The 21424-nt window shown below is 69.1% G+C and carries 23 protein-coding genes; 7 read left to right on the top strand and 16 right to left on the bottom strand.

Going from position 1 to position 21424, the window contains the following annotated elements:
- From HV701_RS25130 to pdxR, 4 genes are all read right to left on the bottom strand, one after another.
- Window positions 1-282: LysR family transcriptional regulator (locus tag HV701_RS25130; protein WP_175135718.1), on the bottom strand; the 282-nt coding region annotated here is incomplete at its 3' end.
- Window positions 283-348: 66 nt separating this feature from the next.
- Entirely contained in the window at window positions 349-1092 is a 744-nt protein-coding gene (locus HV701_RS25125) for a sulfite exporter TauE/SafE family protein (protein WP_175135717.1), read from the bottom strand.
- Window positions 1093-1236: 144 nt separating this feature from the next.
- Window positions 1237-2025: a PhzF family phenazine biosynthesis protein gene (locus HV701_RS25120; protein ID WP_175135716.1), complete on the bottom strand. Its 789-nt coding sequence runs from the start codon at window positions 2023-2025 to the stop codon at window positions 1237-1239.
- A gap of 60 nt (window positions 2026-2085) precedes the next feature.
- A complete protein-coding gene (gene pdxR, locus HV701_RS25115) occupies window positions 2086-3600 on the bottom strand; it encodes a MocR-like pyridoxine biosynthesis transcription factor PdxR (RefSeq protein ID WP_175135715.1) in 1515 nt (504 codons plus the stop codon).
- An 81-nt stretch (window positions 3601-3681) separates the two neighbouring features.
- Between pdxR and HV701_RS25110 the strand changes: the two genes are divergently transcribed.
- Together HV701_RS25110 and HV701_RS25105 are read left to right on the top strand one after the other, a co-directional pair.
- Window positions 3682-5385: an NAD(P)H dependent flavin oxidoreductase family protein gene (locus tag HV701_RS25110; protein WP_175135714.1), complete on the top strand. Its 1704-nt coding sequence runs from the start codon at window positions 3682-3684 to the stop codon at window positions 5383-5385.
- Window positions 5386-5494: 109 nt separating this feature from the next.
- The gene (locus HV701_RS25105; RefSeq protein WP_175135713.1) at window positions 5495-5941 is read left to right on the top strand and encodes an SRPBCC family protein; all 447 of its coding nucleotides are present in this window, start codon (window positions 5495-5497) and stop codon (window positions 5939-5941) included.
- 65 nt (window positions 5942-6006) lie between these two features.
- Here the strand turns inward: HV701_RS25105 and HV701_RS25100 are convergent, their stop codons facing one another.
- Window positions 6007-6822, bottom strand: coding sequence for a DinB family protein (locus tag HV701_RS25100; protein ID WP_175135712.1), 816 nt, complete (start codon window positions 6820-6822; stop codon window positions 6007-6009).
- 119 nt (window positions 6823-6941) lie between these two features.
- On the opposite strand from HV701_RS25100, the gene HV701_RS25095 reads away from it, so the two are divergent.
- The gene (locus tag HV701_RS25095) at window positions 6942-7982 is read left to right on the top strand and encodes a transporter (RefSeq protein ID WP_175135711.1); all 1041 of its coding nucleotides are present in this window, start codon (window positions 6942-6944) and stop codon (window positions 7980-7982) included.
- 49 nt (window positions 7983-8031) lie between these two features.
- Here HV701_RS25095 and HV701_RS25090 read toward each other — a convergent pair whose 3' ends face one another.
- Window positions 8032-9006, bottom strand: coding sequence for a GlxA family transcriptional regulator (locus tag HV701_RS25090; protein ID WP_175135710.1), 975 nt, complete (start codon window positions 9004-9006; stop codon window positions 8032-8034).
- A 148-nt stretch (window positions 9007-9154) separates the two neighbouring features.
- On the opposite strand from HV701_RS25090, the gene HV701_RS25085 reads away from it, so the two are divergent.
- On the top strand, window positions 9155-9526 hold the full coding sequence (locus HV701_RS25085; RefSeq protein ID WP_175135709.1) for a DUF1428 domain-containing protein: 372 nt from the start codon (window positions 9155-9157) through the stop codon (window positions 9524-9526).
- Window positions 9527-9650: 124 nt separating this feature from the next.
- Window positions 9651-10154: a VOC family protein gene (locus HV701_RS25080; protein WP_175135708.1), complete on the top strand. Its 504-nt coding sequence runs from the start codon at window positions 9651-9653 to the stop codon at window positions 10152-10154.
- Between the two features lie 47 nt (window positions 10155-10201).
- Here the strand turns inward: HV701_RS25080 and HV701_RS25075 are convergent, their stop codons facing one another.
- The 3 genes from HV701_RS25075 to HV701_RS25065 form a co-directional block, all read right to left on the bottom strand.
- Window positions 10202-10714: a DUF1993 domain-containing protein gene (locus HV701_RS25075; protein WP_175135707.1), complete on the bottom strand. Its 513-nt coding sequence runs from the start codon at window positions 10712-10714 to the stop codon at window positions 10202-10204.
- A 156-nt stretch (window positions 10715-10870) separates the two neighbouring features.
- Entirely contained in the window at window positions 10871-11941 is a 1071-nt protein-coding gene (locus tag HV701_RS25070; RefSeq protein ID WP_175135706.1) for an extracellular catalytic domain type 1 short-chain-length polyhydroxyalkanoate depolymerase, read from the bottom strand.
- Window positions 11942-12051: 110 nt separating this feature from the next.
- On the bottom strand, window positions 12052-12234 hold the full coding sequence (locus HV701_RS25065) for a hypothetical protein (protein ID WP_175135705.1): 183 nt from the start codon (window positions 12232-12234) through the stop codon (window positions 12052-12054).
- Between the two features lie 272 nt (window positions 12235-12506).
- Between HV701_RS25065 and trhA the strand changes: the two genes are divergently transcribed.
- Complete coding sequence (gene trhA, locus HV701_RS25060; RefSeq protein ID WP_175135704.1) at window positions 12507-13160, top strand: PAQR family membrane homeostasis protein TrhA; 654 nt, start codon at window positions 12507-12509, stop codon at window positions 13158-13160.
- 25 nt (window positions 13161-13185) lie between these two features.
- Here trhA and HV701_RS25055 read toward each other — a convergent pair whose 3' ends face one another.
- A complete protein-coding gene (locus HV701_RS25055; protein WP_175135703.1) occupies window positions 13186-13956 on the bottom strand; it encodes an AraC family transcriptional regulator in 771 nt (256 codons plus the stop codon).
- 103 nt (window positions 13957-14059) lie between these two features.
- On the opposite strand from HV701_RS25055, the gene HV701_RS25050 reads away from it, so the two are divergent.
- On the top strand, window positions 14060-14875 hold the full coding sequence (locus HV701_RS25050) for a sulfite exporter TauE/SafE family protein (RefSeq protein WP_175135702.1): 816 nt from the start codon (window positions 14060-14062) through the stop codon (window positions 14873-14875).
- Between the two features lie 12 nt (window positions 14876-14887).
- On the opposite strand, the gene HV701_RS25045 is transcribed toward HV701_RS25050, so the two are convergent.
- From HV701_RS25045 to HV701_RS25020, 6 genes are all read right to left on the bottom strand, one after another.
- Window positions 14888-15784, bottom strand: a complete 897-nt coding sequence (locus tag HV701_RS25045; protein ID WP_175135701.1) for an alpha/beta hydrolase — start codon at window positions 15782-15784, stop codon at window positions 14888-14890.
- A gap of 8 nt (window positions 15785-15792) precedes the next feature.
- Window positions 15793-16404, bottom strand: coding sequence for a LysE family translocator (locus HV701_RS25040; protein WP_175135700.1), 612 nt, complete (start codon window positions 16402-16404; stop codon window positions 15793-15795).
- Window positions 16405-16417: 13 nt separating this feature from the next.
- A complete protein-coding gene (locus HV701_RS25035) occupies window positions 16418-17563 on the bottom strand; it encodes an aromatic ring-hydroxylating oxygenase subunit alpha (protein ID WP_175135699.1) in 1146 nt (381 codons plus the stop codon).
- Window positions 17564-17636: 73 nt separating this feature from the next.
- Entirely contained in the window at window positions 17637-18443 is an 807-nt protein-coding gene (locus tag HV701_RS25030) for an alpha/beta fold hydrolase (RefSeq protein ID WP_254595247.1), read from the bottom strand.
- A 2-nt stretch (window positions 18444-18445) separates the two neighbouring features.
- On the bottom strand, window positions 18446-19780 hold the full coding sequence (locus HV701_RS25025) for a hypothetical protein (RefSeq protein WP_175135697.1): 1335 nt from the start codon (window positions 19778-19780) through the stop codon (window positions 18446-18448).
- Window positions 19781-19873: 93 nt separating this feature from the next.
- Window positions 19874-21424 (bottom strand): thioester reductase domain-containing protein (locus tag HV701_RS25020; protein WP_175135696.1); only part of this gene is annotated, 1551 nt, incomplete at its 5' end.

The raw sequence follows: 21424 nt of genomic DNA, 5'->3' as shown, positions 1-21424 counted from the left end.
GCGCGCCATGCGGCGGGCGCGGCCGACGGCGCGCCGCAGGCCGTCGAGCGCGTCGGTGGCGGCCCGCAGCAGTTCCGCGCCGGCGGGCGTCAGCTGGATGCTGCGGCTGGTGCGGGTGAACAGCACCAGGCCGAGCTGGTCCTCGATTTCCTTGATCTGGTAACTGACCGCGGCGGGGGTCAGGCCGACCTCGTCCGCCGCGCGGGTGAAGTTCAGCAGGCGGCCGGCGGCCTCGAAAGTGCGCAGCGCGCGCGTGCCGGGCAGCATGCGGGTGGAGGTCATGATCTTCAAGCCGGATTTGATGATCAGGCGACCATAGCGTGGCGCGACGTTGGGGTCAACGCGGCGTCAATGCGCCAGCAGGCGCGGCAGCGACGACGCCAGCAGCGTCAGCCCCGAGCACGTCAGCAGCCCCAGCACCAGCCGCCGGAACGTGACTTCCGAGATCCCGATGTACAGGCGCGTGCCCAGCAGCGTGGGAATCAGCATGGCCGGCGCCACCACCGCGAACATGGGCGCCATGTCGCGCGTGACGATGCCGGTGGCCAGGTAGGTGGCCATGGTCACGGCCAGCATCGACAGGTTGAAGTTCTGGATCACGGCGCGCTGCGTGTCCTTGTTGAAGCCGCGCAAGGTGCACCAAAGCGTGGGCACGCTGCCAGCGAAGCCGCCGATGCCGCCCAGCACGCCGCCCACCAGGCCGACCGCGCCGTCGCCCCAGCGGTTGCCGCCGATGCGCGGCAGCCGCTGCGCCATCAGCATCACCGGACACCACAGCGCCAGCAGCGCGCCCAGCACCACCTTGAACCAGTCCATGTCCAGGTGCGGCAGGATCCGCACCCCCAGCGGAATGCCGGCCAGCCCGCCCAGCAGAAAGGGCCACAGCAGCGCCCAGTTGAAGCCGCGCCGCACCGAGAACACCGCCAGCAGCTGGCCGGTGAGCGCGCCGAACACGGCCAGCGCCGCCGCCAGCCGCGGGTCCAGCACCCAGGCCCAGAACGACATGGACACCATGCCGAAAGCAAAGCCCGACAGGCCTTGCACGAACCCCGCCACGGCCGCGCCGATGGCGACTATCCATACCGCATCCATTGCCCTGCGTCTCCTTGTGGTCGCGTCCGCTGGCGGGCCGTTCGGCCCGCCGGGATCTCGTGACGGCAGATTCTAGGCGCGCGCCGCGATGGCCCTATTTGAAGTGCTGATGCCGCGATAGGTTTTCGGTGATGGCGGCAAGGTTCACAGGAAGATCGTGCCGCGCAGGTACAGCGCGGCCTGGCCGCTGATGATGACGCGGCCGTTGTCGCGTAACTCACAGCGCAGTTGGCCCTTGCGCGCCCCGCCCTGCTCGGCGGAGAGCCGCGTCTTGCCCAGCCGCTCGCCCCAGTACGGCGCCAGCGAGGTATGCGCCGACCCCGTGACCGGGTCTTCGTTGACGCCGACGCGCGGGCCGAACCAGCGCGACACGAAGTCGTAGCGGGAGGACGGCGCCGTCACCGCCACCCCGCGCACGTCGAACTTCGCCAGCGCGGCGAAGTCCGGCGCGAGGCCATCGATCAGGCTTTCGTCGTCGATCACGACCAGGTAGTCGTCGCTGCGGTACAGGGCGCGCGCCGCCGGCAGGCCCAGCGCCGGCAACAGGCCATCGGGAATGGCTTCGGCCACCGGCTGTTTGGCGGGAAAGTCCATCGCCAGCCCGTCACCGGCGCGGCTGACCCGCAGTTCGCCGCTGCGGGTGGCAAAGCGCAGCACCTCTTCTTTGGCGCCCAGTTGCTCGAACAGCACCCAGGCGGCCGCCAGGGTCGCGTGGCCGCACAGGTCGACCTCGACCGCCGGCGTGAACCAGCGCAGCTCGTGGATGTCGCCGCGGCGCACGACGTAGGCGGTCTCGGACAGGTTGTTCTCTTCGGCGATGCGTTGCAGCGTGGCGTCCGGCAGCCACGCCGCCAGCGGCACCACGGCGGCGGGGTTGCCGCCGAAGGGCGCGGCGGAAAAGGCGTCTACCTGGTAGAGATCGAGTTGCGGCATGCGGAATCCTGGAAACGAGCGGGTATGAGCGGCGGCTCGGCGCCGCCATGCCGCATTTTGCTACGAAACGCCGGCGACTTCCCGCAGCAGCGCCTCCAGGCGGTCCAGGTCCGCCTCCTGGCGCGCGCTGTATCCGATCACCACGCCCGTCGGCCAGGATACGCGCCGGCAGAATTCCGCGACCGGCTGCAGGCCCAGGCCCAGCGTGCGCGCCCGCGCCAGCAAGGCCGCCACGTCGATGCCGGGCGGCGGCCACCACACCAGGTGAAAGCCCGCCTGTTCGCCGCTGACGCGCAGCGGCGCCGCGCCCACCGCCTGGCGCAACATGCGCAGCACCCGGTCGCGCCGCTGCGCATAGACCGGCCGCGCCCGCCGCACGTGGCGCGCAAAGCCGCCGTCCTCCAGGAACGCCGCCAGCGTCATCTGCTCGACGATGCTGCTGGATCGCCCCGTCAGGTAACGGGCGCGGGCGAAGTCCGCCACCAGCGGCCGGGGCAGCACCGCATAGCCGATGCGCAGGGCGTTGAACAGGGTCTTGTTGAAGCTGCCGCAGTGGATCACGCGGTCGGCGCGGTCCAGGCTTTTCAGGGCCGCCAGCGGGGCGCCGTCGTAGTTGAATTCGCTGTCGTAGTCGTCGTCCAGGATCCAGCAGCCAGCCTGCGCGGCCCAGTCCAGCAGCTCCAGGCGGCGCGATACCGGCATGGTGATGCCGGTGGGCGACTGGTGCGCCGGCGTCACGTGCACCAGCCTGACGCCGTGATGGCGGCGAGCGCGCGCCACCGAAAACCCGTGCGGATCGATGGCCACCGGCACCACGCGCCGCGTGTACTGGCTGAACAGCGGCATGGCGTTGAGATAGCCGGGATCTTCCACCAGCACCTTGTCGCGCGGCGTGAGCAAAAGGCGCGCGCTGAGGTCGAGACCGTCGCGGATGCCGGTCAGCACCACCACCTGATCGGCATCGCAGGCAATGCCGCGCGCCGCCCCGAGATACCGCGCGATCTGTTCGCGCAGGGGATACCAGCCCTGTGGATCCTCGCGCGCCAGTTGCGCCGCCGTGACCCGCCGGGCGCTGGCCTGCAGGCCCTGGCGCCAGGCCGCCATGGGAAACAGCGAAGCGTCGGCGCCGCGCGCGGTGAAAGGCGGTTCGTGCCGCAAGGGGGGAACCGAATGGTCGCCATCCGGGGCCAAGCGCGGCGCGCGGCCCGATGCGGGCGGCGCGCCGGCCGCGGCGGGCGCCATGGCCATATCGCCCGGCAGTCCGTGGCGGAAGAAATTGTCCGGGATGACCGCTGCCACATAGGTGCCCGAGCCGACCGCGCCGGCGGTGTAGCCTTCGCCGCGCAACTGGTCGTAGGCGGCCTCGACGGTGGAACGGGCGACATGCCAGCGCGCCGCCAGACTGCGGGTGGAAGGCAGCCGCCCGCCCGAGGGCAGGACGCCGCGCAGGATGCGTTCGCGGATCTGCCGATACACCCAGGACTGCTTGGATTCGTCCGGACGCGGCGGATCGACTGGCAGGTCCAGGCTGGCCTCCTGGCGGGCATCGCGCGAAAGTGGCTTGGTCTGGTTCATAGAAATGGCCCTATTTCGTCAGGCCATTCTATCGCTACATTGGCCCCATCGCCCCCTCGGGCACGCCAACGGAATCGCGCCATGTCCACGCCCGCCCACACCATCACCCTCGAGCACGGCTGCTTCACCAGCGATGGCAGCGCCTCGATCCTGGAGGCCGCGCTGGCCCAGGGCGTGGCCGTGCCGTTTTCCTGCCAGCGCGGCGAGTGCGGTTCGTGCCGCGCCCAGGTCGCCGGCGGCGCCTACGCCCGCCTCGCGCCGCCCACCGAGCGCACCTATGTCACCGCCGCCGACGAATTGTTGATGTGCCAGTGCCGCGCGGCCGGCGACCTGACGCTGCGCTTTCCGCACTGGCAGGCGCCGGCGCGAACGGCGCGCCACTATCCGGCGACGGTGCTGTCGCGGGCGCCGCTGACCGCTGACGTGACCCAATTGATCGTGGCGCCCCACGACACTGCCGGGGCCTTCACCTGGCAGGCCGGACAGCATGTGCGCTTCCTGATGGAAGATGGCGGCGAGCGTCCGTTCTCCATCGCCAGCGTGCCGGCCGCGGCCGGCCCCACCCGGCTCGAATTCCATATCCGGCGCATGCCCGGCGGCGGATTCACCGAACGGGTGCTGCCGCGCCTGATGCCCGGCGACACGCTGACCCTGGCGGGTCCGCATGGCGCCTGTGTCTGGCCGGCGCAAGGCTGGCCCGGGGCGGTCGAATCCCTGGTGCTGCTGGCCACGGGCACCGGCTATGCCGGCGTCCACCCGATCATGATGGCGGCATTGCAGGACCCGCGCATCAAGCGCGTCACGCTCTACTGGGGCGGCCGCGACGCGGACGACTGCTACGCGGGCCCGCTGCTCAACGCCTTGCAGGGCAAGCACAGCGGTTTCCAATGGCAGGCGGTGCTGTCGCGGGCCGCCGCCGCGCCCGCCTGGCACGTGCAGGACGCCGCCCTGGCAGCGGACCATGACTGGCCGCGCACGGTCGCCTACGCCTGTGGCAACCCGGCCATGGTACGCGCGGCGCGCGACCGGTTGTGCGCGGCCGGCCTGCCGCCGGACTGCTTCGTGTCCGAGGCCTTCGTGCCGGCGCGGGACCTGCCTGGCAAGCGCGTCGCGCCGGCCCCGGCCCATCCTTGGGAACAGGTCGGCCAGCGCTTCAGCCTGGACGGCATCCTCGACGCGCGCCGCCGTTCACGCGATGCGGTGCGCGAGATCGCCGCGCTGCTGCGGCCCGGCATGACCACGCGCGAGGCGGTCATGGCCGCCGACGCCCACCTGCGCCGCATGGGCGCCTCGCACAACTGGCATCCGACCTACGTGCGCTTCGGCCCCGACTCGCAGTCGCCAGCGGTGCAGCCCACCGACTTCCAGCGCCGGCTGCGCGACGATGACGTATTCGTGGTGGATATCGGCCCGGTATGGGACGGCTATGAGGGCGACTATGGCGACACCTTCGTGCTGGGCGCGGATGCCGACCACCAGCGCTGCGCCGAAGCCGCGCGCCAGGTGTTCCGGCGCACGCGCGAGGACTGGCTGCGGGGGCTGACCGGCGCGGCCCTGTACGACCGCGCCGAGGCCTACGCGCGCGATTATGGGTGCGAGCTGGTGCGCGAGGTGCCGGGCCACCGGGTGGCGGATTTTCCGCACGCGCTGTACGGCAGGCACCGGCTGGCGCAGGCTGAATTCGTGCCGGCCGATGGCATCTGGGTGCTGGAGATCCAGGTGCGCGACCGCACGCTGCCGATCGGCGCGTTCTATGAGGACGTGCTGCTACGGGAGATCGCTTGAGGCGCGGCGAACGCCCCTTAGGGTTTGTCCCCATGCCGCCCTTGTCGATCCGGGGGAAGCTCGAACGTCGTCCCTGTACGCCCAACTTCCCTTCAAAGGTGGATTCATCATGACGACTGGCACTGTGACCCTGCATCGCGTGCTGCGCGCTGCGCCCGACACCGTGTACCGCGCTTTCCTGGAACCGGACGCCGTGGCGCGTTGGTTGCCGCCCTACGGCTTCACCTGCGAAGTCTTCGAACTGGACGCCAAAGTCGGCGGCCGGCACCGCATGGCGTTCCGCAATTTCGGCACCGGCCACGCCCACGGCTTCGGCGGCGAATACCTGGAATTGGTGCCGGGCGCGAAGATCCGCTACAGCGACGAATTCGACGATCCGAACCTGCCTGGCCGGATGCAGACCACCATCACGCTGCGCAAGGTGTCCTGCGGCACCGAGATGACGGTGGTGCAGGAGAACATTCCGGCGGTGATTCCGCCGGAGATGTGCTATCTGGGTTGGCAGGAATCGCTGGCCCAGCTGATGCGGCTGGTCGAGCCGCAGATTCCCGACTGAGGCCGGCGGCGCGCCCGCCCATGCCGATCCCGCGCAACCGGCGCGGCATTGTCCGCCCCATGGCGTCAGGCGGCGGGATTGCCGGCGCCCGCCGGCCCGGCCTCCTGCGCCAGTTCGGCGGCCAGTTCCTCCAGCTCCAGGCAGTGGGTGCGGTCGTGGTCGAGCAGTTCACGCACGATCTGATCCAGGGTCATGCGGTGCAGGCCATCGCGCAGGCCGCAGCGGGCCAGCGCGGCCGCATCGAGCTGGCGCAGCGTGGCGCACAGGCGCTGGCGGCCGCGGCGGAACGCGGCCAGGGCGAGTTCGGGGTTCTGCTCCTGGTAGGCGCGCTCGGCCGCAAGGGCGGTGCCGTCAACCGAAGCGATGACGGGCAGCGGCGCGGTGCGGATGGCGTCGATGCGCTGCGCGAAGACGCTGTCCAGGTCGCGCAGGTGACAAACATGCTCGGTCATCGAAAAACCGCTGCCGGCGGGCCGCCGGCAGCGCCAGGCCGGGTCGATGGCCGCCATGCGCGCGGCCAGCGCTTCCGGCATGCGCGCCAGGCTGGCGATGACCTCGGCGAACGGCAGCACCACGGGCCGCGCGCTGAACACCGCGCCATAGCTGAAGACCGCGCCGCCGATACGGCCGCGCGCCTGCACCACCTCGTGGCCGTGGCGCCGCATGCGGTCGGCCACCAGCGCGCCGCAGAACTGGCGCGCGGTCGTGTCGTGCGCCACCTCGGGGAATCTTTCCTGGATGTCGTCGGCGATGGCGGCAACGGCGGCCACGCCGACCCGCGACAGCGCCGCGTATTCGGGATAGCGCGCGGGGTCGTCGATGAGCGCCTCGAGCTGCTGGCCCAGGGGGGTGGCGCGGAACTGGTCGAAACGGGAGTGCATGACAATCTTGGCCTAATAACAGCGCAAAACGATACGTTATAGACCGCCCGCCCGTCAAGCGTGGCCCCACGCCCGCCCTGTCGCAGAACGGTCACATTAGCGCGTCACCATCGCGCATCATGACCACCCCAGCGGCAGCGGCCGACTACCAAACCGATATCTCCGGCCTGATCTGCGCGTTCCGCTTCGCCGACGGCGGCCCCGCCGCCGAGATCGCCGCGCCCGCGGTCGCCGGCCTGCTGGCGCGCGCCGCCGAAGCCTGCGCCAGTGACGGCGACGACGAGGACGCCTTCCTGTGGCTGCACCTGAACCTGTCGCAGGCCGGCTGCGTACGCTGGCTGCAGGCGCACCTGGACCTGCCCGACACCTTCATCGGCATGCTGGGCGGGCACGCCCATTCGACCCGCATCGAGCAGCACGAGGGCACGCTGGTGGCGGTGTTCAACGACGTGATCTTCGATTTCGACCGCACCCCGGCGCAGGTCTCGACGCTGTGGGCCTGCGCCCATCGCAAGCTGCTGGTCACGCTGCGGCGCAAGCCGCTGCGTTCGCTGGACCGCCTGCGCGAGCATGTGCGGCGGGGCGAGCCATTCGGTTCGCCAGCCGAGTTGTTGACCCACCTGATGCGCGACCAGGCCGACCTGATGATGGAGATCGTGCGCAAGGCCAGCGTCGATGTCGATGACATCGAGGACCACTTCCTGGCCGCGCGCGGCGGCCCGGGCCGGCTCGATCTGGCGGCCACCCGGCGCGTGCTGGTGCGCCTGCAGCGCATGCTGGCGCCGGAACCTGGCTCGGTGTTCCGCCTGCTGGCGCGTCCGCCGGCGTGGCTGCGTCCGCGCGACGTGCAGGAACTGCGCGAATCGACCGAGGAATTCTCGGTGGTGCTGGGCGACATGGCCGGCCTGGTCGAACGCATCAAGCTGCTGCAGGAGGAAATGACGGCGCGGCTCGATGAACAGAACAACCGCACGCTCTTCACGCTGACCTTGGTGACGGTGCTGGCGCTGCCCATCAATATCATGGCCGGCCTGTTCGGCATGAATGTGGGCGGCATTCCGCTATCGGCCGACCACCATGGTTTCTGGATCATCTGCGTGCTGGTGGCGGCGTTCACCGCGGTCGTCGCCTGGCTGGCATTCCGCCGCCGCCGTGGCTGAAAGGCCGCGCGCCCTGCCACGCCGGCCATGGCGCGCGTCCGGGCGGGCGCTACTGGTAGCGTTCGCGATAGCCCACCGGCGACATGCCGCAATACTTGTTGAAAAGGTCGCGAAAGGCCTTGGTGTCGTTGTAGCCGACCTCGTACATCACCTCGGCCACGCTCTTGCGCGAACTTTCGAGGCGCTTCTTGGCGGCCTCGACGCGCACCCGCTGCACGTATTCGACGATGCTGTTGCCGGTGGCCTGACGAAAGCGCCGTTCCAGCGTGCGGCGGCCCAGGGCGTGGCGGTCGGCCAGGTCCTCGACCGTGATCTTCTCGGTGTAGCGGCTTTCGATGTACTCCTGCACCGCGCGCACCACCTGGTCGGCGTGCGACTTGTGGCCCATGAACACCGAGAACGGCAGCTGGCTCTGGCGGCTCCAATCGAGCTGGAAGTACTTGGCGCACCAGATGGCGGTGTCGCGGTCGGTGTATTTCTCGATCAGGTGCAGCACCAGGTGCGCGGCCGAGAAAGCGCCGCCGCTGGTGTAGATGCCGTTGCCGGACTGGACCACGCGGTCGCAGCTCCAGTCCACCGACGGGAACATGCTGGCGTACAGGTTGCGCGCCGCCCAATGCACCACCGCCTGCTGGCCATCGAGCAGGCCGCCGGCGGCCAGCAGCGCCGCGCCCAGGCACAGGCTGGCGACTTCGCCGCCGCCACGGTAATGGCGGGCCAGCCAGGCGATCAATTCGCGATTGGACAGCACCGCGTCGGACACCGCGCCCAGCAACGGCGGCGCAATGCAGATGTCGATATCGCGCGCTTCGTCCAGCACCAGGTCGGCCTGCACCGTGATGCGGCCTTCATCCAGGCTGACCTGACGCGTGGCGGCCAGCGTGCGCACATTGAAGCGCGGCGGCCGGCCCTGCGCGGCCAGGTATTCATTGGCCACCAGGAAGCCGTGCCGGGCGGTTTCCAGCGAAGCAATGTTGGCGCCGCTGGGCAGCAGAAAGGCGATGTTTTTCATGCCGCCAAGCATACGCTTGCGGCCTGTCGCAATCCACCCTCAAGAATGTCGCAAACGCCTATCTGAAAGCGCCGCCGATCCCGATACAGTGACATCTGCCGACGCGCGAATGCGGGTTCCGCGCCGGTCCACACAACAACACGAAGTCAAGGAGCATCAGATGGAACAGTACATAGACGGTTACCTGTTGAGCGTGCCCCAGGCCAACATCGAGGCCTATCGCAAAATGGCCGAGCTGGCCGGCTCGATCTGGCTGGAACACGGCGCGCTGGAGTTCCGCGAATGCGTGGCGGACGACATCGACGGCGAGGGCTTCGCTTCGTTCAGCGCCGCGGCCGGCGCGCGCGCGGGCGAGACCGTGGTGTTCTCGTGGATCGCGTTCGCCAGCAAGGCGGAACGCGACCGCATCAATGCCAAGGTCATGGCCGATCCGCGCCTGAACAGCATGTCGTGCGAAGGCGTGTTCGACTTCAAGCGCATGTGCTGGGGCGGCTTTGCCACGCTGGTCGGCAAAACCGCCCGCCCCCAGTAAAAAAAACGAGGCGGCCTGTCGATTGCGGCGGCCGCCATTCGTCGTGGGAAAGGACGGGCAGGCTGGTTGGCGCGCCGCCCTCCCCCAAGACCCAACCTTCATCCAGGATTTTCGGAGACACATCATGGCTACCCCCGCAAAGCAGGCGATTCCCGACGGCATGCACACCTTGACCCCGCACATCGTGTGCGAAGGCGCCTCGGACGCCATTGCGTTCTATCGCAAGGCCTTCGACGCGCAGGAACTGGCGCGCCTGCCCGGCCCCGGCGGCAAGATCATGCACGCGGCCATCCGCATCGGCGATTCGGTGATGATGCTGATGGACGATTTTCCCGAGTGGGGCAGCCTGGGGCCCAAGGCGCTCAAGGGCACGCCGGTGACGCTGCACCTGTACGTGCAGGATGTCGATGCCGCGATGCAGCAGGCGGTGGCGGCCGGCGCCCAGGTCACCCTGCCGGCGGCCGACATGTTCTGGGGCGACCGCTATGGCCAGGTAGTGGACCCGTTCGGCCACCGCTGGTCCATCGCCACCCACAAGGAAGACCTGACGCCCGAGGAAATCCAGGCGAACATGGCCAAGATGGGTCCGATGGAAGGCTGCGGCGATCCGGCCAACAAACCGGGCTGAACGCCAGCGCCCGCCGGCCAGGGCGGGCGCGCGCCCCGCCGCGCCGGTCAGCCCGGATACGGGCCCAGGAAATCCAGCTTGCCGATCGGCACGCCGACGTGGCGCAGGATGTCGTAGGCGGTGGTGACGTGGAAGTAGAAGTTGGGCAGCGCGAACGTCAGCAGATAGGCGTCGCCCTGGAATTGCGGCTTGAATTCACCGAAGCTGAGCGTGATGCTGCGCGCTTCGGCGCCATCGAGCGCGCTGGCCGGCACCGCGCGCAGATAGGCGATGGTGTCGGCCACGCGCTTTTGCAGTTGCTCGAAGGTGGTTTCCTCGTCGGGGAATTTGGGCGACTCGACCAGCGACAGGCGCTGCACGGCGAACTTGGACGCATCGCTGGCGCGTTGCACCTGGCCCGACAGCGGATACATATCGGGCGCCAGCCGGGCGTTGACCAGCGTGGCCGGATCGATGCCGTTGGCGGCCGCGTGGGCCGCGCCTTTTTCCAGCAGCGCGGCCAGCACGCTCAGGCCGCGGATGAAGACAGGCACCGAGGCCTGGTACAAGGACAGGGACATGATGATCAGTTCCGAAAAAGCATTGCCGGCCGGCCCCTGAGGTGGCGCCGGATCGCCGCACATGACGCGATGTTAGCGCCGCCACGGCAGGCGCGGCGGGCGGCCATGGCGACATCTGCATATATTTTTTCCGACCAATCGCGCCCTGGCCGGCCCTTACGCCGGCAGGCGCCGATGCCCCTGGAAGAAGCGCCAGATCAGTGCCGACGCATCGGGGCCGCCGCGCGCGTGGTAGCGCACCGCGGCGTCGCCGCCGCTCCAGGCATGTTCGATGCGGCTGATCTCGCACAGGCGCAATACCGCCTTGCGGTTGCGCAGCATGTCGACGCGCCGGTAGGCTCTTTCGGTGCCCAGGCCCAGCACCCGCTCGACCGTCGGTTCGTCCTCGGCCAGGCCATTGACAGCGCGGAACTGCTCGAACAACTGCCGGGCGTTGCGCGGCGCCACCGCCGGATCCATCTGCCCGTGCAGGATCATGGCGGGCATGCCCAGCCGGAACACCGCCGCATCGGCCACGTCCCGTAGCAACGGCAGCACCGGCTTGAGCGAGCCGCGCCGCATGGCGTGCAGCCCGGCCGCGGCGGTGTGCGCATCGCCCACCACCGGTCCCGAATGCATGGCCAGCGCCGCGATCAGCGCCGGATGGCGCAGCGCCACCAGCGCCGCCATGCCGGCGCCCGCCGACAGGCCGGCGATGTAGACGCGCTGCGGATCGAGCCCGTGCCGCGCGACCTCGGCGCGAATCAGCGCGGCGATCAAATCGGCCTCGCCGCCGCCGTGCTGCGCGTCGGGCTGAAACCAGCGCCAGCAGCGCTGCACCTGGCGCGTCATGGACTGCTGCGGATACAGCACCATGAAGCCGCCGGCGTCGGCCCATTGATTCATGCGCGAGCCGCGCGCGAAGGCCAGCGCGGTCTGGCGGCAGCCGTGCAGCATCACCACCAGCGGCATGCCCTGGCGCGGCGCCGCTGGCGGGGTATAGCGGGCGAAGCTCAGGCGCCGGCCATGGGCGTCGGAAAATTGCCGCGTGGCCTCCCAGCGGCCGCCGCCCAGGTTGGGCGCGCCCGCGCCGGCGGGATGGACCGCGCCACGCCGCGCGGCGGCCTGGCGCGCCGACGCGGCGCGCTGGCGGGCCTGCTGGGGCGCTGCCATGCGCAATGCCGCGCGCTGGATCCTGCCCAGCTTCTTCGCGGCATTGAAAAACAGATGAGCGAAACTGCGCGCCATGGTTTGGGCCTGTAAACGCTGTGTGACTCCACGGCGGCATTTGGCAGGTGCCTGGCCGCAGCGCGGCCCGCTGGCACCCGCCTGCGGGCGGACACCTGGAGCAGTCCGGCTCAGAAACGGCCGGAGGAAATCGCCGCGCTGCTGGTCAGCAGCTCCAGGCAGGACACCAGCGCCACCACGATCGTGATGATGGCAAGGACTTTGACGACCTTGCTGGTGCCGGGTTGCGTCAGTGTCGCGGTCATGCGCGTGACGATGTATGCCCCAACCATCAGGCCGATTGCCGGAATCATAGAAGCGCCTCCCCTTGAGAGTCTGTGCGGGCCCGCCGGATGCGTTGCCCTTCGATAACGCGTCGCGCCGCCTCTGCGGGCGGCTGATTGAGCGTGTGAAATGTATCACACAGTAACTTGTCCCCGCAGCTTTTCGCGCAAACCAACCTGGCCCGGGTTTGCCACAGATCAAGCGTTTCCGCCCCGCGCCCTGGCGGCGGCTTGAGGCGGCCGCGCAAAAACCTTAAGGTTGCAATCCCAGGTTCCATGTTCATTGCAGGCCGCGACAAGCCATGTTCCCGAACGACCGCCGCCAGACCCCGGGCGAGGAAATCGCCAATACCATCAGTCATGGACTGGGCGCGGCCGGCGCGCTGGCCGCGGCCCCGATCCTGATCGTCGCCGCCACGCGCCGCGGCGATGCCGCCTTCATTGCCGGCACCGCCGTGTTCGCCGCCAGCATGTGCCTGCTGTACCTGGCCTCGACGCTCTACCACGCGCTGCCCGACAACCGCGCCAAGCGCCTGTTCAACCTGCTCGACCATTCGGCCATCTATCTGCTGATCGCCGGCACCTACACGCCGTTCGCGCTCGGCGCCTTGCGCGGGCCCTGGGGCTGGACGCTGTTCGGGCTGGTCTGGGGGCTGGCGCTGCTGGGCGTGGGCCTGAAAGTCAGCAGGCGCCTGGACCGGCCGGCCATCTCCACCGGGCTCTACCTGGCCATGGGCTGGCTGGTGGTGATCGCAGTCAAGCCCTTGCTGCAGGCGGTGCCCGAAGGCGGCCTGTGGTGGCTGGTGGCGGGCGGTCTGGCCTATACCGGCGGCGTGGTGTTTTTCGTGTGCGACAACCGCTGGCGATACAGCCACTTCGTCTGGCATCTGTTCGTACTCGGCGGCACGGCCTGTCATTTCTTCGCCGTGCTGTGGTACGGCGCCGGCGCCGCCTGAGGGCGAGCCACGCCGCGGCCGGCGCTCAGTGGGTCGCTTGCAGGTACCCCGTGGGCGGCCGTCCCAACACGCGCCGGAACATGGTCGAGAAGGCCGCCGGACTCTGATAGCCGAAATCCAGCGCGATCGCCGTGACCGGCGTGCCTGCGGCCAGCCGCGCCAATGCCAGCACCACGCAGGCGCGCTGGCGCCAGGCCGCGAACGCCATGCCGGTCTGCTGGCGGAAATGGCGGCTGAACGTGCGCGGGCTCATGTGCAGGCGCGCGGCCCAGGCCAGCGGCGACTGGCGCACGTCGGGCGCGGCCAGGAAGGCGCGGCACAGCGGCGCCAGGCGCTTGTCGCGCGGCAGCGGGATGTGCAGCGGCAGCACCGGCGCGCGCGTCACCTCGTGCAGCAGCAGCGCGGCCAGCGCGCCGTCGCGGCCGGCGCGGTCGTAGCGCGCCGGCATGTCCACCGCCGCCAGCAGCAACTGGCGCAGCAATGGCGAGACCTCGACCACTTCGCAGACGCGCGCGCCGGCGCGCGCCGCGCCCGGCTCGATATAGGCGCTGCGGGTGCTGACGTCCTGCATGCGCACCTGATGCGCCACGCCGGCGGGAATCCACACCGCGCGCTGCGGCGGCACCACCCAGTTGCCGTCGCGCGTGGCCACGTGCATGACACCGGTGGCGCCGTATAACAGCTGCGCGCGGCGGTGCGTATGCGCCGGCAGCAAGGCGCCGGGCGCATAGTCGTTGCCGATGGCGACCACGGCGCGGTCGAGGCGGTCGTGCGGGTCGATGTGGGTATTGCGCATGGCGGCGGGTTTGGCCGAAACACGAACATTATTGTCCAATCCTCGAAAGCCAGCCAGCGCGCGCCATCCTATCGTGGCGTTTTCCCCTTCAAGGATGTTTGCGATGCTGTATGTGACTCTGGCGCTGTTCGGGGCCTTGAGCGGCGTGACCACCGTGCTGTTCGGCTTCGGTGGCGGCTTCGTGGTGGTGCCGGTGCTGTATGGCGTGCTGCGCGCCACGCACGGCGCCGATGACCCCATCGGCCAGGCGGCGATGCATATCGCGGTGGCGACCTCGACCTGCGTGATGATCGTCAACTCGCTGGCCGCGACCCGCCGGCACCTGCGCGCCGGCAACCTGGTGCGCGCTTATGTCTGGCCGCTGGCGGCCTTCATTGCCGCCGGCGCGCTGCTGGGCGCCTGGGCCGCCACCCGCGCCAGCGGCGAGCTGGTGCGCGACGCCTTCATCGCCTACCTGGCCGTCACCCTGCTCGATTGCCTGTTGCGCCAGGGCTTCATGGCGCGCCCACAGGCTCAGGCGGCGCGCCCGCTGGGCCGGGGCGTGGTAGTCGGTGGCGGCGTGGTGATCGGCGTGGTCGCCACGTTCCTGGGCGTGGGAGGCAGCGTGATGACGGTGCCGCTGCTGCGCCGCCGCGGCCTGCCCATGGCCAAGGCCGCGGCCATGGCCAATCCGCTGACGCTGCCGGTAGCCCTGGTCGGCACGCTCGCCTACATGGCGGCGGCGCGCACGTTGCCAGCGCCGCTGGCGCCCTGGATCATCGGTTATGTCGACCTGCTGGCCTTCGCCACGCTGGCGCTCGGCGCGCTGGCGGGCATCCGGCTGGCGGCGCCGTGGATCCCGCGCATTCCCGACCGGCTGCACGCGCGGGTCTACGTGGCCCTGCTGGCGCTGGTGTTGCTGAGCTTGGTGCTGGCGTAGCGCGGCGCCGCCCTATTGCGCGATAAAGTCCACCACCTGCGCCACCCGCGCCGGATCGCGCAACGCGCGGGTGTGGCCCAGCTTCTCGGTGGTCACCAGTTCGGCGCCCGGCCAGGCCTGGGCCAGCACCGCGGCGTCTTCGTAGGGACTTTCGCGGTCGCCGCGGTCGTGCATGATCAACAGCGGCGTCGCCATGGCCGGTGCCAGCCGCGCCGGTTCCATTTCGGGAAAGGTGATGCCGAGCCAGTCCTGCGCGCGCTGGAGCACCAGCGGCATGACCTTGGGCGGCAGGTTCATCATGCGCCGCGAATAGTCCCAGACGCTGTCATAGCGGCTGACCGGGCCCAGGAACACCGCGCGTTCGGCGCCAAAGCCGCGCGACAGGGCGAAGGTGACGGCGGCCGCGCCCAGCGAATGCGCGATCACGCCGTGGAACGGCCCAAAGGCCTGGGCCGCATGGGCCACGCAGGGCTCGAAGTGGCGCACCGAGGCCTGCTTGCCGCTCGAACGCCCATGCGCCGGCATATCGATGGCGACGACCTGGTAGCCGCGCTGGCGCAGCGGCTCGACATAGGCCGTCATCTGCGCGGCATCGCCGCCCCAGCCGTGCACCAGCAGCACGCGCGGGCCGCTGTCGCCCCAGGCGTAGTAATAAACGGTCTGGCCGTCGATCTGATGCGGTTCGGCGCGCGCCTGGGCCAGTACGCTGCATCCAGGCTCGGACGGCTTGAGCCGCGCCGGCGTGAACAGCAGCTTCTGCACCACCTTGGCGGTGGCGCCCGGCGCCACGGTGCCGGCAATGCCGAACACGGCGCCGATGGCCCGGGCGGCGATGGGCTTCTTGCGCGGCTTGCGCGCGGCGCCCGTATCGGCGGCGGCAACGGCGGAGAGCTTGTTTTCAGTCGTCATACGTTGTTTTATCCTGGTAGCAGAGACAAGCGAACGGCGGACCCAACAATCGATACAGAGAATACCCCGATTACCAGCGCGGCGGCGCGTTGCAGTCTTGCGGGGTTGATCACGCCGGCGCGACGCCCCGCCAATGCCGCGCCGAACCGGACCCAGATGAAGGCGATCGGCACCAGCACGCAACTGAACTGCGCCAGCGCCGTCAGATAGGCCGGCATGTGCTCAAAGGCACGCGCCGGAAACCATGCGGAGGCGAACACCAGTCCCTTGGGATTGAGCAGGGTGGCGACGAACAACGCCCCCGCGCCGATCGGTTGGCGGCCTCCCGCCAGGTCCAGGCCCGCGGAGCACCAGACCTTCACGGCCACATAGGCCAGGTACGCGCTGCTGGCCACGCGCACCAGGATGCCGATCCACGGATAGGCCGGCTGGACCGAGGCCAGGAACAGGCCCCAGGCGCTGATGCCGGCCAGATAGCCCGCCAGTTCGGCCCCCACCAGCGGCGCGCAGCAGCGCCAGCCGCGCGCCAGCCCGGCCGCGGCCAGCAAGGTGTTGGTGGGGCCGGGGGTCAGCAGGATGGCGGCGATGCCGGACACGAAGACCCAGTCGATGCCGGTCATGGCAACCGCTCCGTCAGCCGGTCACGCGGTCAATGTTGTGCTGGAACATGCCCAGCAACCCTTCCTCCAGCCCCAGCGTGTGCTGCGGATTGGCGCCGCAGCGCAGCCCGGCCTGCACCCCTTCGACAATGCCGAAGTCCTCGCGGTGGAACACCGCGTCGATGTTGCCGAAGCGCTGTGCCAGCGTCGCCTGCCCTTCCTCGCCGGCATAGTCGGCCTCGCGGTAGAGCATGTCGTGGGTCCAGATGGTCTTGTCGGGCGCGATCGGATAGAAGGAATTGAGCGACACGATATTGGCGTGGTTGATGAGAAAGGTATTGGGGAACAGCGTGTAGAACACCGAGGCGTAGTCCAGGATGCGCCAGGACTGCGGATCGTTGGCGGCCGCCTCCATCAGGTTGGTCTTGGCCGCGGCGATGCGGATGTGCAGGCCGTGCTCGAAATGCGCGATCACCCCTTTCTCGAACACCGGGCCGATGGTGTGCTTGTGCAGGATCGGCACGTGGTAGCGCTCCAGGTAGGTCTTGAGCAGCAGCTTCCAGTTGGCGTTCAGGGTGCTGACCTTGCGGCTGTGCAGGACCAGCTCGTCGAGCTTGAAGCCGGCGATCTCCTCGCTCATGTCGGCGCCCAGGCTGGCATCCAGATCGATGCTGGCGCCCGGCGTGGGATGCAGCCAGACCAGCCCCATGTGCTCGGTCACGGTCAGCTCCACCAGCTTGTGCTGCTGGCAGTCCAGATCGGGAAAGTTATAGGGCTTGGTCACGCCCTTCAGCTCGCCGTCCAGGCCATAGACCCAGCCGTGAAACGGACAGGTGAAGAACTTCAGTTCTGTCTCGTTGCCGGACACCAGGCGCGCGCCGCGATGACGGCACACGTTCAGGAAGGCGCGCAGCGCGCCGCCCTTGTCGCGCACCACCACGAACGGCAGCCGGTCCCAGGGACTGAGCAGATATGACCCGGGTTCGCGCACCTGGGTCGACGCGCCCACCACCAGCGGATAGTCGCGGAAAGCCGTGTCGAGTTCGCGCTGCAGCACGCCCTCGTCCATATAGACGCTGGCCGGCACCTGCACCACCCGGCCCAGCATGTCTTCGTCGCGGTCCACTTCGCGCAGTTTGAACATCTTCCGCAGGGTTTCGACTTGCGTTGCGTGTTTCATCTGTGATCCCAAGTCCTGTCAAAAGCGTTTTATGGAAAAAAAGCCCCGGCCCGCCGGCGCCGGGGCGAGCCGCTCATGCCGCGGCGGCCACCGGCACCTCGCGCAGATAGGCCCCGACCCGCTTGCCGACGGCGCCCAGGCCCAGGATCTCGAAATGGCCCGCGCCATCGACGATCTCCAGCGTGGCTTGGGGCCACGCATCGGCCAGTTCCTGCGCGTGCGCCGGCGGCACGAAGTCGTCCCGCGCGCCGTGGATCACCAGGCCGGGCAGGTCCAGCGTGCCGACGATATGGCGCGGCGCATAGTCGGTCCACAACGCGGCGCCATGGCGCCGCTCCAGCTCGGCGCACAACCGGGCCTCGATATCGCTGTCGAGCTGGTTGAGCTGCACGAACTTCTCGACCAGGAAGCGCGTGCTCGACGGCGTCGCGATCGAGACAAAGGCGTCGGCGCGGAACCCCTGATGCATGGCCGACAGCGCCCACAAGCCCCCCAGCGAATGGCTGACCACCGCGTGGATCTCGCCCAGCCGGGCGCAGACCTTGCGGATGAAGTCGCGCACCTGCACCGGGTCGGTGCCGCTGCCGGCGGCCTCGCCATGCGCCGGCATGTCGAACAGCACCACTTCGTAGCCCAGGTCCAGCAATTGTTCGGCCAGCGGCACCATGCTGCCCAGGTGGCTGTGGATGCCGTGCGCCAGCACCACGGTCGGCCCGGCGCCGCGTCGGTAGTACTTGTAGACGGCGCCATTGGCCTTGACCGAGAACGATTGGCAGCGCCCCAGGAACGCGCGGGTGAAAGCGTCATACGGCACCCGCGTGATGGCGCAGTACTTTTCCAGGATGGCCGCGAAGGCCGGGTCTTGCGCGGTATCCGCCATCGTCAGCTCCCCGCCATCGCCGCCAGGCACTGGCGCGCCCGCTCCGGCAACACATACTCGCCGTCCCGCTCGATCTGCTCGTACAGGCGTTCGACCCGCTCGTAGTGCGCGTCCAGGTTCTGGTCGAGCAGATGATGGCGGGTCTTGTTGTAGACGCCGAACTGCAGGTCGGTCAGCAGCTCGAACGGATTGATGTGGCCGTAGGGCGAGCCGAAGATCATCTTCAGGAACTCGTCGATATCGTGGTAACCCAGCGCGGTCAGCAGGAACTCGATGCCGGCGCGCTTTCGCTTGGTCTGGTAGGCGCGTTCCTTGGGATCGACGATGAAGTCCAGCCCGCTGGTCATACCGGCCGGATACTCCACCTTGGAGAAGCAGCGGAAGTCGATGGTGACGCGGTCCTCGGTGGCCTGCGGCAAGGTGCTGTCGGCGTGCGCCCGATAGTTGTCGAAGAACAGCGCCTGACCCACCTTGGAATCGCAGAACCACCCGGACGAGGGCTTGTCGGCGTATTTCTTCTCCCAATACTTGGCCATCAGGAAGTCGCGCACCGTGGGCAGGTCGATTTCCGACAGCAGTCCTTCGGTGTACAGGTACAGGGCCTTGTCGATGGCCGCCTTTTCCTCGGGCTCCAGGTCCATGTCCAGCATCTTCATGTAGACGAAATTCAGGTTGGGCGCCTCGACCTCGGCGTCCTCGAAGATGACGAACGGCTGGCGCGTGATCGGCGTGGGCGTCAGGGCGGTGTGGAAGCTCTTGTAATGCTTGGGAAAGCCCAGCCCCTTCTTGACCAGCGACGGGATCTGCAGGGCGATGCCGCTGGCCGAATGGGTGCCATAGGGCTTCTTGCCCGCCGGCACCACGAAGGCGTTGACCACGGTGGTGGCCGCCTGCGGGAAGTGCTCCATGACCTTGTCCTGGTTGTCGTCATAGAAGCGCTTGGCCGAGGGAATGAACAGGGCGCTGTTCTCGAACATGGTCGACAGCGGGAAATACGTACCCACCGACGTGTCCGAGAAGCTGCCCGCCACCTTGGCCTGCAGGCGCAGCTCGCGCCGCAGCTTGCTGGCCAGATCGGCATCCACATTCATCTGGATGACCTGGGTGGGCTGGTGCTCGGGATAGAAGCAGCAGGTGTTCAGGACGCGGTTGGGCGGCAGGCGCGAGGCCACGGCGGCCGCATCGACCGTGTAGCGGTCCAGCACGCGCACCAGATGGCGGGCGTGCACGCCGGCCGCCTCGTTCAGGAAGGTGCCGGTCTTCTGCCAGATGCCGGTGCCCTGGGCTGCTTGCGGCGCGGCGGTTTGCGGTTGCTCTTGCAATTCGAGGGTAGTCATTCAAATCCTCCACGGGTCGTGGAAATCGGTTTGAGAACGCCGCCCGGCGGGCGGCGCCTGGCTGGCGCCGCCCCGGCGACGGGTCGAACTGGCTCAAGCCGGCTGCGATACCGGCGCCAACTCCTGCGCCTGCCGGACGGCGGGCATCGCGGCCAGGATCCGGTCCACGTAGGGCTGGACATGCCTGGCATCGACCGGCGGGCAGGGATAGACCTCGCCGCCGAACACCTGCCGGCCCACCGGGAAGCCGTCGAACATCTGCTCCAGGTCGCTCTGCACGCCCAGGCCGTCCAGCACCGCCGCGATGCGCGCGATGGCGCTCTTGGGGTTGGCCTGCGCATACGCCAGCGCGTCGTCCTTCCACTGCTCGAACGGCACGCTGCCGACCTGCGCGCCCGCGCCGCGGATGTGCTGCACCAGGCTGTTGAAGCCAGGCGCCTGCGGGTTGGCGAAGTCGTAGTCCTGGCCGATGCGGGCCTGGTCGCGGGTCATGACCTGGGCGATGACCCCGGCCAGGTAGTCCACCGGCAGCACGCCGCCGATGTCCGACCCCAGCAGCGGGAAGCTGCCCATGGCGATGCAGCCCGAGATCAGGTTGTGCAGGAAGTCGCCGCGATCGAGCCGGAAATGGCCCGTGGTGGAACTGGCGCCGACGAACGGCAGGCGGTAGATCGAGGCCTTGGCCCCGCGCCAGCGCGCCGCCGCCACCATCTGTTCGGCCATGTACTTGGAGCTGAGGTAGCCGTATTCGCGTTCGTCCTTGGACACCTCGTAGCCCAGGTAGCGCGGCAGCGTGGCGGCGGTCGAGACGAAGTGCACCGTCTTGCCGCGCCCGCGCGAGGCCAGCCGCAGCACCTCGTGCGTGCCGACCACGTTGGGCGCCAGATAGTTGTCCAGCGGCAGCATCCAATCGACCAGCGCGCCCGAGTGGCAGATGGCGTCCACCTGATTCGCCAACTGATCGAACTCGTGCTCGGACAGGCCGAACAGCGGCTGGGTCAGGTCGCCCACCACCGGATTGAGCAGGGCCGCGTATTCCGGCTGCCAGAGATCGTACTTCTGCAGGATCTCCACCTGCCGCGCCATGGCCTTCTCGGCATCGTCGGCCCGCACCAGGCAGTAGGCGATGACGTTGGCGCGCAACAGTTCGTGCAGCAGGAAGGCGCCGACAAAGCCGGTGGAGCCGGTGACGAAGACGGCTTCCGGCTCCGCTTCCAGCGTCACCACGTTATCGAACTGCAATTCCGGCTCCAGGTAGCCGCGCCGCGCCACGCGGTCGTCCAGGCGGCGGCCGCCGGCCGCCTCCCGGGGCGCCGCGGCGGTCTCGGCCGGGGCTTCCTGGCTTTCCAGTCCCGCCTCGGTCAGCTTCTCCAGCAGGAACTGGCTCAGCGCCCGCAGGTTGGGATGGTCAAAGGCGATCTTGGCGGGCAGCGCCAGACCGGTCATGTCCGAGAGCTGATTGCGCAGCAGCACGGCGGTGAGCGAGTCGATGCCGATGTCCTGCAGCGGCAGGCTGACGTCCACATCCTCCGGCGAGGCGAACTCCAGCGCCTTGGCCACCTCGGCGCGCACCGCATCCAGCACCGCGGCCTCGCGCTGCTCGACCGCGGTCTCCACCAGCAGCTTGCGCAGGCCGGCGCCGCC

It is taken from the genome of Achromobacter pulmonis, assembly GCF_902859765.1.
GTDB classification, from domain to species: domain Bacteria; phylum Pseudomonadota; class Gammaproteobacteria; order Burkholderiales; family Burkholderiaceae_B; genus Achromobacter; species Achromobacter pulmonis.
Note: the sequence above shows the minus strand (reverse complement) of the source record. Positions and strands in the feature narration are given on the sequence as shown.